At 65.5% G+C, this 11965-nt stretch carries 12 protein-coding genes and 3 tRNA genes; 5 read left to right on the plus strand and 10 right to left on the minus strand.

Annotation, left to right across the window (positions count from 1 at the left end; all coding sequences use genetic code 11):
• The first annotated feature begins 112 nt into the window (after positions 1-112).
• Both ACSBQT_RS16765 and ACSBQT_RS16770 read left to right on the plus strand, forming a co-directional pair.
• Positions 113-823 (plus strand): ArsR/SmtB family transcription factor, encoded by a 711-nt coding sequence (locus tag ACSBQT_RS16765; RefSeq protein ID WP_435002134.1) that lies wholly within the window; start codon positions 113-115, stop codon positions 821-823.
• Between the two features lie 41 nt (positions 824-864).
• Entirely contained in the window at positions 865-1707 is an 843-nt protein-coding gene (locus tag ACSBQT_RS16770) for an isocitrate lyase/PEP mutase family protein (RefSeq protein WP_435002135.1), read from the plus strand.
• On the opposite strand, the gene ACSBQT_RS16775 is transcribed toward ACSBQT_RS16770, so the two are convergent.
• The 9 genes from ACSBQT_RS16775 to ACSBQT_RS16815 form a co-directional block, all read right to left on the minus strand.
• Entirely contained in the window at positions 1676-2044 is a 369-nt protein-coding gene (locus tag ACSBQT_RS16775; RefSeq protein ID WP_435002136.1) for a universal stress protein, read from the minus strand. The two genes, ACSBQT_RS16770 and ACSBQT_RS16775, sit on opposite strands and share 32 nt — an antisense overlap.
• A gap of 9 nt (positions 2045-2053) precedes the next feature.
• The gene (locus tag ACSBQT_RS16780; protein ID WP_435002137.1) at positions 2054-3499 is read right to left on the minus strand and encodes a sugar porter family MFS transporter; all 1446 of its coding nucleotides are present in this window, start codon (positions 3497-3499) and stop codon (positions 2054-2056) included.
• 64 nt (positions 3500-3563) lie between these two features.
• Positions 3564-4073: a hypothetical protein gene (locus tag ACSBQT_RS16785; protein ID WP_025780602.1), complete on the minus strand. Its 510-nt coding sequence runs from the start codon at positions 4071-4073 to the stop codon at positions 3564-3566.
• A 77-nt stretch (positions 4074-4150) separates the two neighbouring features.
• On the minus strand, positions 4151-5134 hold the full coding sequence (locus ACSBQT_RS16790) for a patatin-like phospholipase family protein (RefSeq protein ID WP_435002138.1): 984 nt from the start codon (positions 5132-5134) through the stop codon (positions 4151-4153).
• 59 nt (positions 5135-5193) lie between these two features.
• Entirely contained in the window at positions 5194-6063 is an 870-nt protein-coding gene (locus ACSBQT_RS16795) for an SDR family oxidoreductase (protein WP_435002139.1), read from the minus strand.
• A gap of 148 nt (positions 6064-6211) precedes the next feature.
• Positions 6212-8161, minus strand: a complete 1950-nt coding sequence (gene acs, locus ACSBQT_RS16800) for an acetate--CoA ligase (protein WP_435002140.1) — start codon at positions 8159-8161, stop codon at positions 6212-6214.
• Positions 8162-8312: 151 nt separating this feature from the next.
• A tRNA-Phe gene (locus tag ACSBQT_RS16805) sits at positions 8313-8388 on the minus strand.
• A 71-nt stretch (positions 8389-8459) separates the two neighbouring features.
• Positions 8460-8533: transfer RNA gene (locus ACSBQT_RS16810), tRNA-Asp, on the minus strand.
• Between the two features lie 37 nt (positions 8534-8570).
• Positions 8571-8643 (minus strand) — tRNA-Glu (locus ACSBQT_RS16815).
• A 168-nt stretch (positions 8644-8811) separates the two neighbouring features.
• On the opposite strand from ACSBQT_RS16815, the gene ACSBQT_RS16820 reads away from it, so the two are divergent.
• Positions 8812-9159: a metallopeptidase family protein gene (locus ACSBQT_RS16820; protein WP_167194072.1), complete on the plus strand. Its 348-nt coding sequence runs from the start codon at positions 8812-8814 to the stop codon at positions 9157-9159.
• 207 nt (positions 9160-9366) lie between these two features.
• On the plus strand, positions 9367-9867 hold the full coding sequence (gene ybaK / locus ACSBQT_RS16825) for a Cys-tRNA(Pro) deacylase (RefSeq protein ID WP_435002141.1): 501 nt from the start codon (positions 9367-9369) through the stop codon (positions 9865-9867).
• A 35-nt stretch (positions 9868-9902) separates the two neighbouring features.
• On the opposite strand, the gene ACSBQT_RS16830 is transcribed toward ybaK, so the two are convergent.
• The gene (locus tag ACSBQT_RS16830; RefSeq protein ID WP_435002142.1) at positions 9903-10514 is read right to left on the minus strand and encodes an IMPACT family protein; all 612 of its coding nucleotides are present in this window, start codon (positions 10512-10514) and stop codon (positions 9903-9905) included.
• 91 nt (positions 10515-10605) lie between these two features.
• Here ACSBQT_RS16830 and ACSBQT_RS16835 point away from each other — a divergent pair.
• A partial coding sequence (locus ACSBQT_RS16835; protein ID WP_435002143.1) for an aspartate aminotransferase family protein occupies positions 10606-11965 on the plus strand: 1360 nt, incomplete at its 3' end.

Consider the following 11965-nt stretch of genomic DNA (forward strand, 5'->3'; position numbering starts at 1 on the left):
ACTCCCGCAGTCAAGCCTAGGCCATCGCCGAGGCGGTGCCGGGCTCGCCCCGACAGCGCGCAGCCGCGACATTTCGGTCAGCACCGAAACAACACAGCCATACGATGGTGGCATGACGAGGAGATTCCCGGAGTCCGCACCGAACATCGCCGCTCTGGCGTCGGCCATCGCCGACCCGAGGCGCGTGATGATCTGTGCCAGCCTCCTCGACGGTCGTGCCTGGACGCTCACCGAGCTCTCCCGTGCCCTGTCGATTCCGATGTCGTCACTGTCCGAACACGTCAACGTCCTCATCGACCACGATATTCTCGCCGAGCGACGGGAGGGGCGACACCGCTATGTGCAGATCGCCTCGACCGACGCAGCCGACTGGTTGGAGCACACCGGAGCTCTGGCCGGCGGATCGATGACCGCAGCACCGACCTTGGCTGCGAAGACCCGTGACCGTCAGCTCATCGAAGCCCGCACCTGCTACCGACACATCGCGGGCCGGTTCGGAACTCAGCTCTTCTCCGCACTGGTGCAGCGAGAATGGATCGATCCGTCACTCACCATCACCGAATCCGGGAGGGCCGGGCTCGCCGAGGCATTCGGACTCGATGTCGGCCGACCGACGACCTCGTCGCGGCCCCTTGTGCGCCGGTGCCTCGACTGGACAGAGCGCCGCTCCCACCTCGGCGGTCGCCTCGGCGATGGCATCTGCCGCACCTTCTTCGACCGCGGGTGGATTCTGCGACGCCCGCACTCGCGAGCCCTGACGCTCACCGCGGACGGACGCGACCGCCTCGGCTGGGTGCTCAGCGCACAGCGAGATCATCTCTGACCGCCAGCGAACAAACCGCCATCGACCAACGGAGACCGACGATGACCGAGCCCACCGACACCGCAACGACCTTCCGCAGCCTGCACGTCCCCGGCGACCCGTTCATCCTGCCGTGTGCGTGGGACGTGGCCGGCGCTCGATTGTTCGCCGAGGCGGGGCACCGTGCCGTGGGCACCACGAGTCTCGGTGTCGCCGCCGGCATCGGCGCCGCCGATGAAGACCGGGCGACTTTGGCCGGGTCCGTGAACCTCGCCGCCGCCCTCCGTACCGCCCTTCCGAACCACCCTCTGACCTGCGACTTCGAAGACGGCTACGGAGACGGCCCCGAGTTCGTCGTCGAGATCGTGCGCGAGAACTTCGCAATCGCCGACGGCACGGGCGGGCTCCTCGTCGACGGCATCAACATCCAGGACTCGCGACAGGGTCGGATGAGCGAACCCGGAGTCCTGTCTGCGAAAGTGACGGCGATCAAGGAGGCGTTCCCCGCCCTGTTCGTCAACGCCCGAATCGACACGTTCTGGATCGGCCAGGACAACCTCGGCGAGGTTCTGGCCCGCATCGATGCCTACGTCGATGCCGGAGCCGATGGGATCTTCGTGCCCGGCAGCCTCGATCTGGCAACGATCGAGACGATCACCAGCCGTCGGCGGGTTCCCGTCAATGTCCTGGCCAGCCCGCGGTATTCGAAGTCGGACCTCGCCGAGGCGGGGTGGCCAGGATCAGCACCGGATCGCTGCTCTATCGCGCGGCGATGTCGGGGGGCGCTGAGTACTCTGCAGGTGCTCGCCGACGACCGCCCCGCACAGGCGGAGAACGTGCTGCCGTACCGGGCCTTCACCGAACTGGACCGAGTCAGCGTCCGGTCGCGTCCCGGCGGACGGTGAGCACAGGAACGGGGGAGCGCAGGATGAGCCGCTGCGCGACCGACCCGAGGATCATCTTGCCCACGCGCGAGCGGGCGCGGACACCGAGGACGAGACGATCGACCTCCGAGTGATCGCCCAGTTCGTCGACGACGGCGGTGACCGGGTCGCGATCACCGCGGCCGGACCGATTGATGACGGTGACCTCGAGTCCGGAGGGGATCTCATCCTCGGTGAAGTCATGGAGGGTGAGGTTGATGAGCAGCAGCCCGGTGCCGAGGTTCTGCGCCTCGGCGACGGCCGCTTCGAGGGCGAACCGGCCCTCGGGACTGTCGGTGACGGCGACGGCGACTGACATGGAGGCTCCTTATCTGCGTCCGTACTCGGCTTTGAATTCGCGTTCGAACTCCGCGAGATCCTTGTCCTTCGTCTCCGGCAGCATCAGCGCCAGGAAGACGAAGGCGATCACGGCGAGGCCGGCGAACATGCCGAAAGTCGCCGTCATGCCCAGGGCCTCGATGAGCGGCGGGAAGAACTGCGCGACGATGGAGTTCATGATCCACAGCACGAACACGCAGATGCCCATGGCGAAGCTGCGGATCTTCATCGGGAAGATCTCCGAGAGCATCAGCCAGGTCAGCGGGCCGACCGTTCCCTGCATGGAGAAGACGAAGAGGACGAGGAAGGCGAGCACCGTCCACGCCTGTGCCGGTCCGGGCGGCACGATGACCGCAGTCAGGGCGATGAGCGTATGGAAGACCGCGATGAGGGCGTAGCCGGTGAGGAACATGACCCGGCGCGGCAGCTTGTTGAGCAGGTACATGCCCAAGGAGATGCCGGCCAGGGAGAACACGCCGTTGGCGATATTGCCGATGATGGCGACACCGGAATCCAGGCCCGCGCTCGTGAGCAGCTGAGTTCCGTAGTACATGACCGAGTTGATCCCGGTGAGCTGCTGGAAGAAGCCGAGTCCGGCACCGATTATGACCAGACGCAGCACCCAGCGGGTGCCGAGGTCGGAGAGTCCGCCTGTGGCTTCCTTCGCATCCTCGGCGGCGAGGTGGGTGACCTCGTCGATCTCGGCTTCGGCACGTTCGGGGGAGCGGACCTGCTTAAGCACGGCCAGAGCTTCCTCGGTGCGCCCCTGCGAGATCAGCCAGCGCGGGCTCTCGGGCTGGAAGATCATGCCCACGAGGAGGGCGATCGCCGGCACGAGGGCAACAAGCAGCATCCACCGCCAGATCGAGTCGACATGCCCGAAGAAGTTGAAGATCACGGCGTTGATGACGAACGCCGCAAGCTGACCGCCGACGATCATGAGCTCATTGCGGGTGACATAGCTGCCGCGCTTCTCCGACGGAGCGATCTCACCGAGATAGACGGGCACAGTCGCCGAGGCGCCGCCGACTGCGAGTCCGAGGACGAAGCGGGCGCCGATGAGGAACTCCGCCCCGGGCGCGAGCACGCAGCCGAGGGTGCCGATGATGAAGACTCCGGCCAGGGCCAGGATCGTCTTGCGCCGGCCCCAGGCATCGGCGACTCGACCGCCGAAGACCGCACCGAAAGCGGCACCGACCATGAGGGAAGCGACGACGAGGCCTTCGCTCAGGGCGGTCAGGCCGAAGTCCTCGCTCAGAGGTTCGAGAGCTCCGTTGACGACACCGGTGTCATAGCCGAAGAGCAGACCGCCGAAGGTGGCGACCGTGGCGATGATGCCGAGGCGGTGGACGGGGCGTCCTGTGCCGACGTGGGGGAGTTCGAAGTTCGTGCTCGCGGTGGACGTCGATTGACGACGCGGGGATCCGGGTGGCATGGGCGACTCCTTTCCCCTTCAGTCCTCACACATGGGAGCCTGCCACGGACGGAGGGGGTGGAGCTCAGTCCTCCTGATATGAGTCATCGATGACTTCGGGCATGCCGTCGATGACCGAGACCTGCTCGGTCCCGTCATCGGCCAGGGCATCGACATCGAGGTCATCCCCGTCGAGCTCGGCGACCTCGAAGTCGTCATCGCCGTCGGAGACCATCTCGTCGCCGACGCGGTTTCCCTGTTCCGCTGCGGGCGACTGATCGGTGTTGAACTCGTCCGAGAGGTCGGGGGCCTCGTTCTCGTCTTCCCAGCCGGCGTCGTCGACGAGCACATCGTCGGCGCCTTCGATGCCGGTCCCTTCGGGCCCCTCCGCACCGGGTTCGACGGGGGCTTCGCCGGGTTCGTCATCGATGTCTGAATCGATGTCGGAGTCGGCGTCGACCTGGTCGGCCTCGGCCTCGGCGGCGCTGAGTTCGGGATCATCCAACTCATCGGCCGTCGGTTCGTCGAGCTCGGGATCATCGAGGATGGGGTCGTCTTCCAGCCGGTCTGCTGCATCCGCGTCGAACTCGCTCATGATCTCTCCTTCACTCGCAATCAGGGTCGGGCCCTCATTCTGACACGTCGTTCGGTCGCAGGCCATGGGGGTCAGGGTCATTTCCGGTCAAAACGGTCCTTCCACTCCTGCCAGTCCCACTGGGCCAGAAACTTCTCTCCGGCCATTCGGCCCGACGAGATGAGGTCGAGCTTGTCATCGTCAGTGAGAGCGAAGTCCGTGCTGCTATGGCCGGTCGTGTCGACGAACACCGTCCGCTCGGTCACCGAGGGATCATCGATGTGTCGCCGGTCGTGCGCATTGAGCATCGTCGACACCAGGGACTTCGCGTACTGGAAGGTTGTCGCGTTGGGCCGCCATTCGGCGGCCGCTGTCTGCCGGGCGGAGAGCATGACACCGAAGGTCGGCCACCGTGCAGGCTTTGCGTCTTTGCGGTCGAAGACGTCGACGGGGAAGTTCGAGAGCAGTCCGCCGTCGGCGCCGAGCACGGAGTCTCCACCGGCGATGTCCGGCCGGGCAGGCAGGGCTCGCGGACGGAAGAAGAACGGACTGGCCGCTGAGGCGCATACCGCCTCGGCGACGGACTGGCTGTCCGCATCGACACCGAGGGCCTCTTCGTAGTCCCAGGGCAGGCGGAGCATGCGGCCGCGGGAGACATCGGAGACGATGACGACGAGCCGATATGACCGCTCAGGTGGGATCGCGCTGCCCGGATCGTCGAGTTTGAGGTCACCCCACGTGCGCACCCCCTGATCGGCCAATGCCGAGGCGAGGAAGTCATGGAGCGCCTGCCCCACATACATTCCCTTGTGCAGCAGCAGTCCCTGTACTCGCCCCAGCCAGGGGACGAGGTGGAAGACAGGAGGAAGGTCCTCGAACTCGGTGAAATCCTGTTCGAGGACCTTCTGCTCAAGCGTCTGCGGGGCGATCCCCGCCGCGGTCAGCGCACCGACGATGGCTCCGGCCGAGGTGCCGGCGATCCGGTGGAAGTCGTAGCCTGCGTCGGCGAGGGACTCGACCGCGCCGACCAGGCCCGGCAGCTTCGCCCCTCCGCCTTCGAGGACGAGATCGGTCATCGCCATGGCGGCTCCTTTCCTTCGCACCCTGATTCCATTGTGGACCAGCGCCGAGGAAGCGCCGCCTAGTGACGTGCGACAGCGACCGGCACGTCTCCCTCCGGTGACCTGTGCTTCTGGTTCGGACCGGTCCGGCCGGTGAAGTGGTCCATCGTCTGGTTGACGCCGAGAAAGTCCATGACCTTGTCGAAGGCGCGGGTCGGCAGGAGACGGGCTCCCGGAACCAGGCGGACGAGCGAGGGCATGACCAGCTGCTCACGACCGGATTCGATGGAATCGAGGACGCGTGTGGCCACATCGGTCTCTTCGAGGATCGGGAGCAGGCGCGGGAACTTCGTCTGCACACCCTTGAACATGCCGGTGTTGATGTAGAAGGGGCAGACGGCGAGGGTGTTGACCCGGCTGCCGTCGGCGCGCAGCTCTCCGCGTAGCGATTCGGTGAAGCCCACCGCTGCCCATTTGCTCGCCGAGTAGTCGGTCTGTCGCGCGACTCCGGTCAGGCCGGCCGCGCTGGCGATGGTGACCACCGAACCGCGGTCGCGTTCGATCATTCCGGGCAGGAACGCCTGGGTCGTCCAGTACAGGGCGAAGGTGTTGACGTCGTAGAGGCGACGGACCGCCGCCTCCTCCATGTCGAGGAGCTTCTTGCCGGAGACGATCCCGGCGCAGTTGACGAGGATGTCGATCTGACCGGTTTGCTCGGCCATGGCGGCAACCTGGTCGGCATCACCGACATTGAGGGTGAAGGAGCGGGCCCTGGTTCCTGCGGCCTCCACCTCGGCATGTACCGCGTCTCCGCGTTCGTCCGAGAGGTCCCAGATGATGACCTCGGCTGCGCCGCGAGCCGCCGCGTCCAGAGCCATGAGCCTGCCGATTCCGCTGCCGGCTCCCGTGATGAGGATGCGGCTTCCGGCGATCTTCGTTCCACGCGTCATGTCTATGCGTCCTTGCAGTTAGGCTTCAGTGCGGTCCGTCTCGTACAGAACCCGCCCGAGCGGGCCCCACGAGATGTTACCTGACAGTACATCAGTGTGCCGTGGGTCACGCAAGAGCGGGTTCGGAAATCGCCCGTCGGCCGGGGGATCAGCTCTCCTTCATGCCCTTCTGGATGAGGGCCATCACCGAGGAGTCCGCGAGAGTCGTGACATCGCCGACCTCGCGGTTCTCGGCGACGTCCTTGAGCAGCCGACGCATGATCTTGCCCGACCGGGTCTTCGGCAGATCGGGCACGATCATGATCGAGCGCGGAGTCGCGATCGGTCCGATCGAGGACCGCACATGACTGCGCAGCTCACCTACGACATCGTCCCCGCCGTCGTTAGCGCTCTCCCGGAGGATGACGAAGGCCTCGATCGCCTGCCCTGTCATCTCATCAGCAGCCCCGACCACGGCCGCCTCGGCGACCTTCGGATGGGCGACGAGAGCGGACTCGATCTCCGCGGTCGACATCCGGTGTCCGGAGACGTTGAGCACGTCGTCGACGCGGCCGAGGACCCAGAAATCACCGTCGCGGTCGATCTTCGCCCCGTCCCCGGCGAAGTACACGTCCGGATACTGCGACCAGTAGGTCTTCTTGAACCGTTCCTCGTCGCCCCACAGGGTGCGCAGCATCGACGGCCACGGTTCCTTGATGACGAGGTAGCCGCCGTTTCCGGGTTCGACCGAATTGCCCTCGTCGTCGTAGACGTCGGCGACGATGCCGGGCAGCGGACGCATCGCCGATCCCGGCTTCGTCGCGGTCACACCCGGCAGGGGACTGATGAGGATGCTGCCGTTCTCTGTCTGCCACCAGGTGTCGACGACGGGACAGCGGTTCCCGCCGATGTGCTCGCGATACCACATCCATGCTTCGGGGTTGATCGGTTCGCCGACGCTGCCGAGCAGGCGCAGGCTGGACAGGTCGTACTGGGCGGGGATGTCGCGGCCCCATTTCATGAACGACCGGATGGCGGTGGGCGCGCAGTAGAGGATGGAGACCTTGTACTTCTGCACGATCTCCCACCACCGTCCCCGGTGCGGTGTGTCCGGGGTGCCCTCATAGAGCACCGAGGTGGCGCCATTGGCCAGCGGACCGTAGACGATGTACGAATGGCCGGTCACCCAGCCGATGTCCGCGGCTGTCCAATAGACGTCCGTCTCCGGTTTGATGTCGAATACCGCCCAATGGGTGAACGAGGTCCCGACGAGGTAGCCGCCCGTGGTGTGCATGATGCCCTTGGGCTTTCCGGTCGTTCCCGAGGAGTACATGATGTAGAGCGGATGCTCGGAATCGAAGGCCTCCGGAGTGTGTGTCTCCGGCTGCCGATCGACGACCTCGTGCCACCACAGATCACGGTCGTCATTCCACTCCACGTCCTGGCCGGTGCGACGGACGACGAGGACATTGCGCACCTCGGGGCAGTCCTCCATCGCCTCATCGACGACGGATTTGAGACCCGAGGGCCTGCCCTTGCGATAGCCGCCGTCGGCAGTGATGACGAACTCGACTCCGCAGTCCTTGACGCGGTCGGCGATCGCCGAAGCGGAGAAGCCGCCGAAGATGACCGTGTGCGGGGCGCCGAGGCGGGCGCAGGCGAGCATGGCAAACACCGTCTCGGGGATCATCGGCATGTAGATGGCGACGCGGTCGCCGGTCTTGACCCCGAGTTCGGTGAGGGCGTTCGCGGTCTTCGAGACCTCGCGCAGAAGATCGGAGTACGTGATGGTGCGGGTGTCGCCCGATTCGCCTTCGAAGTAGTAGGCCACGCGATCGCCGAGGCCGTTCTCGACATGGCGGTCGACGCAGTTGTAGGAGGCGTTGAGCCTGCCGCCGGTGAACCACTTCGCGAAGGGCTTCTCCGACCAGTCGAGGACCGTGTCGAAGGGCGTCTCCCAGCTGATGCGCTGTGCCTGCTCCTCCCAATAGCCGATGCGGTCGGCTGCGGCCTTGTCGTACTCGTCGGCTTTCGCATTCGCATTCTCGGCGAAGTCCGCTGGGGGTGGGAAAGCCCTGTCCTCGTGGCTGAGTTCCTGAATCGTCGGATTGTTCGTCATCGTGCTCTCCTTTCACCCTGCACCACCACGACGTGGGCGGGTCATCGAACTCATCTTCAACCTACTCCAGTTGATTTGGATTTCAAGAGGTGCGGGCAGACGCGAAGAAGCCCCGTTTCCCAGTCCAAGACTGGGAAACGGGGCTTCCGTGTGGTGGCTCCGACCGGCGTCGATCCGGTGACCTTTCGATTTTCAGTCGAACGCTCTACCAACTGAGCTACAGAGCCGAGCCGCCGGCATACTCATCAAGTATGCCGAGAGAAACAAAGGCTCTTCCGAAGAAGAGCCTTATGCTCCGCGACCCTGACGGGACTCGAACCCGCGACCTCCGCCGTGACAGGGCGGCGCGCTAACCAACTGCGCCACAGGGCCTTGCTGTTGCGATGGAAGACCTTACGATCTTACACCGTACCCCCAACGGGATTCGAACCCGTGTCGCCGCCGTGAAAGGGCGGTGTCCTAGGCCTCTAGACGATGGGGGCCCAGGTTGTCCTCGGATTCCCCGTGGGCAACGACGTTAAGCTTATCCCACCCGATTCGCGGAATGCAAAACGAAAAGGAGTGTCCTCGGTCACACGCCGAAAACGGTGGTTTCGGACGCTCCGCAGGGCCACCTCGGCGAGGGGATCGAAGTCGCTAGAGTGGGAGGCATGGAGGCCCTGAGTGATGAGGAGTTCGACGCGATCCTCGGCGAAGCCCTGGATCTGCTGCCTGCCGGGGTGACCGAACAGCTGGACAATGTCGCACTGTTCGTCGAGGACCGGCCGGAGAACGGTGATCGACACCTGCTCGGCCTCTATGACGGCACGCCGATCGGGGAGCGGGGGATCGCCGGGTTCGAGATGCCCGACAATATCTTCATCTATCGTGACAACCTCATCGACTTCGCCGAGGATCGGGACCACCTGCGGGAAGAGATCGTCATCACCATCGTCCACGAGATCGCCCATTTCTATGGGCTCGATGATGACCGACTCCACGAACTCGGGTGGGGCTGAGCACCCCCGACCGAAGGGGTCAATGGGATTACCGGCGGGTCACTTGACGTCACGGGAATTGGCGTCCGTGAGCCTACTTCGCCTATTGTGGGCGGGTACCTATCAGCACCGATACAACATTCCGTCCGTATCGATGCGGGGACATGGAGTCGTGAAAGCTGCGCCTCCGGGCCCCGCTGACCTGCGGGCAGGAGGCACTACCCCCTTATGACAGTTGCATCCAAGACTTCCAGCGCGGCGACCCCGGCCGTGCGAGTGCTCAACCTGGCAGGCATCGACTACAGCCTGCGCAGCTTCGACCACGACCCCGCCACCCGCCGTTACGGATCGGAGGCCGCCGACAAACTCGGCGTCAGCTCCGACCAGGTGTTCAAGACCCTGATGATCCAGGTCGACGGGCAGCCCGTGACCGCGCTCGTCCCCGTCTCCGGTCAGCTCGACCTCAAGGCCCTGGCCTCCGCGCGCGGAGCGAAGAAGGCCCAGCTGTCCGGCGTTGCCGAGACCGAACGTCGCACCGGCTACCCCGTCGGAGGAGTCTCCCCGTTCGGACAGCGCCATGCCGTGCCGGTCGTCGTCGACCGCACCGCGCTCGACCATTCGACAGTGTTCGTCTCGGCCGGCCGTCGCGGTCTCGAGATCGAGCTCCGCCCCGAGGATCTCGTCATGCTCACGAACGCCCAGGTCGCGAAGATCGCCGCGCTCGACTGATCAGCTCTCGCTGATCCGAGCGCCGATCCCCGGCCTCACACCCATTCGACCTCACCGACCTCGGGCTCTGCCCGACCGGCGGTGAGGTCGGCGTACATCGCCACGGCATCAGCCACCTCGGCGAGGGGAACCAGGACATCGAGTCCGACCTCACCGCCGTAGTCGGCCCGCGTCGCCCACCCCCGGTTCCCGGCCGCCCGCTCCAGCGCATTGGCCTGGGCATAGTCGACGGCTGCTGACACCGGGACGCGCTCATGACGGGTGACGATCCGCGCCTCATCCACCGCCGCCGAGGTGGCCTGACCGTAAGCGCGCACGAGCCCGCCCGCACCCAGTAAGGTGCCGCCAAAATACCGGGTGACGACGGCGACGACGAAGGTCAGATCATGACCGGTGACGACATCGAGGATCGGAGCGCCCGCGGTGCCGGCCGGTTCGCCGTCATCGCTGAAGCGCTGAGTGCGCGAATCGGTGTCGAGAACGAACGCCGAACAATGGTGGCGGGCCTTCGGATGCTCGGCGCGCGCCTCGGCGATGACGGACCTGGCCTCGGCCTCATCCGCGGCAGGGGAGAGACGGGCGAGGAAACGGGATCTCTTGATCTCGATCTCGGCCTCGACGGGGCTGACGATGGTCCGGTAAGACATGCTCGTCACTGTAGTCGAATGTGTTCTACGATGAGCCCACGGGCGCGGATTCCGCGCTCATCCCCGGTACTTCAGTGAAAGGGTGACAACGGTGGACCACCTCAGCGACGCCGATCTGGCAGCTCTCAAAGACGAATCCGCCCGAGCTCGTGAACTCGACCGCGCGCACGTCTTCCATTCGTGGTCGGCACAGCGGCTCATCGACCCGCCGACCGTCGCCCGCGCCCAGGGGTCGACGGTCATCGACGGTGAGGGCCGGGAGTTCCTCGACTTCTCCTCGCAGCTGGTGAACACGAACATCGGCCACCAGCATCCGGCCGTCGTGGCCGCGATCAAGGACCAAGCCGATGTGCTGTGCACGATCAGCCCGGCCACCGTCAACGCAGCCCGTTCCGAAGCGGCACGCCTCATCACCGACCGCACCCCAGCCGGGCTCGATCACGTGTTCTTCACCAACGGCGGCGCCGATGCGAACGAGCACGCCATCCGCATGGCGCGACTGCACACCGGCCGGACGAAGGTGCTCTCCCGCTACCGGTCCTACCACGGTGGAACACAGACGGCCGTCAACGTCACCGGTGACCCGCGCCGGTGGGAGAACGAGACCGGAGAATCGGGCGTCGTCCACTTCTTCGGACCCTTCCTCTATCGTTCGGAATTCCACGCCACCACCGAGGCCGAAGAGACCGAACGTGCGCTGCAGCACCTGCGTCGGACCATCGAACTGGAAGGTCCGGCGACGATCGCCGCGATCATCCTCGAATCCATTCCCGGCACCGCCGGCATCATGGTGCCCAGCCCTGAGTACATGCAGGGTGTGCGGGCGCTGTGCGACGAGCACGGGATCGTGCTCATCGCCGACGAGGTGATGGCCGGATTCGGACGCTCGGGCAAGTGGTTCGCCTTCGAGCACTTCGACATCGTCCCCGATCTCATCACCTTCGCCAAGGGCGTGAACTCCGGGTATGTGCCGTTGGGCGGGGTTGTCATCAGCGACGCGATCTTCGAGACCTTCGCCGAACGCGTCTACCCCGGCGGACTGACCTACTCCGGGCATCCGCTGGCGTGCGCGGCGGCGGTCGCGACGATCAACGCGATGGCCGACGAAGGCATGATCGAACACGCCGCGCATATCGGAGAGACGATCATCGGACCCCGTCTGCGGCAGATCGCGGAGAATTCGAAGCATGTCGGCGAGGTCCGCGGCACCGGGGCGTTCTGGGCGATCGAACTCGTCTGGGACAAAGAGTCCAAGGAGCCGCTGGCCCCTTACGGCGGTGGCTCACCCGAGGTCGCTTCGGTGGTGGCGGCGCTGAAGGAACACGGCGTCATCCCGTTCAACAACTACCACCGGCTGCACGTGGTCCCACCGATCAACATCAGCGAAGAGGACCTCGAACGCGGCCTCGGAGTCTTCGAGAAGGTCCTCACCGACTTAGACTTCCCCCGCT

The sequence above is a fragment of the Brevibacterium sp. H602 genome, from assembly GCF_051172395.1.
Classification (GTDB): domain Bacteria; phylum Actinomycetota; class Actinomycetes; order Actinomycetales; family Brevibacteriaceae; genus Brevibacterium.

Excerpts from the sequence above, each read along its gene's own strand:
- ACSBQT_RS16785 (WP_025780602.1), bottom strand. The coding sequence starts at position 4,073 with ATGAGCGAGTTCGACGCGGATGCAGCAGACCGGCTGGAAGACGACCCC.
- ACSBQT_RS16830 (WP_435002142.1), bottom strand. The coding sequence starts at position 10,514 with ATGTCTTACCGGACCATCGTCAGCCCCGTCGAGGCCGAGATCGAGATC.
- ACSBQT_RS16765 (WP_435002134.1), top strand. The coding sequence starts at position 113 with ATGACGAGGAGATTCCCGGAGTCCGCACCGAACATCGCCGCTCTGGCG.
- ybaK (WP_435002141.1), top strand. The coding sequence starts at position 9,367 with ATGACAGTTGCATCCAAGACTTCCAGCGCGGCGACCCCGGCCGTGCGA.
- ACSBQT_RS16770 (WP_435002135.1), top strand. The coding sequence starts at position 865 with ATGACCGAGCCCACCGACACCGCAACGACCTTCCGCAGCCTGCACGTC.
- acs (WP_435002140.1), bottom strand. The coding sequence starts at position 8,161 with ATGACGAACAATCCGACGATTCAGGAACTCAGCCACGAGGACAGGGCT.
- ACSBQT_RS16790 (WP_435002138.1), bottom strand. The coding sequence starts at position 5,134 with ATGGCGATGACCGATCTCGTCCTCGAAGGCGGAGGGGCGAAGCTGCCG.
- ACSBQT_RS16795 (WP_435002139.1), bottom strand. The coding sequence starts at position 6,063 with ATGACGCGTGGAACGAAGATCGCCGGAAGCCGCATCCTCATCACGGGA.
- ACSBQT_RS16775 (WP_435002136.1), bottom strand. The coding sequence starts at position 2,044 with ATGTCAGTCGCCGTCGCCGTCACCGACAGTCCCGAGGGCCGGTTCGCC.
- ACSBQT_RS16780 (WP_435002137.1), bottom strand. The coding sequence starts at position 3,499 with ATGCCACCCGGATCCCCGCGTCGTCAATCGACGTCCACCGCGAGCACG.
- ACSBQT_RS16820 (WP_167194072.1), top strand. The coding sequence starts at position 8,812 with ATGGAGGCCCTGAGTGATGAGGAGTTCGACGCGATCCTCGGCGAAGCC.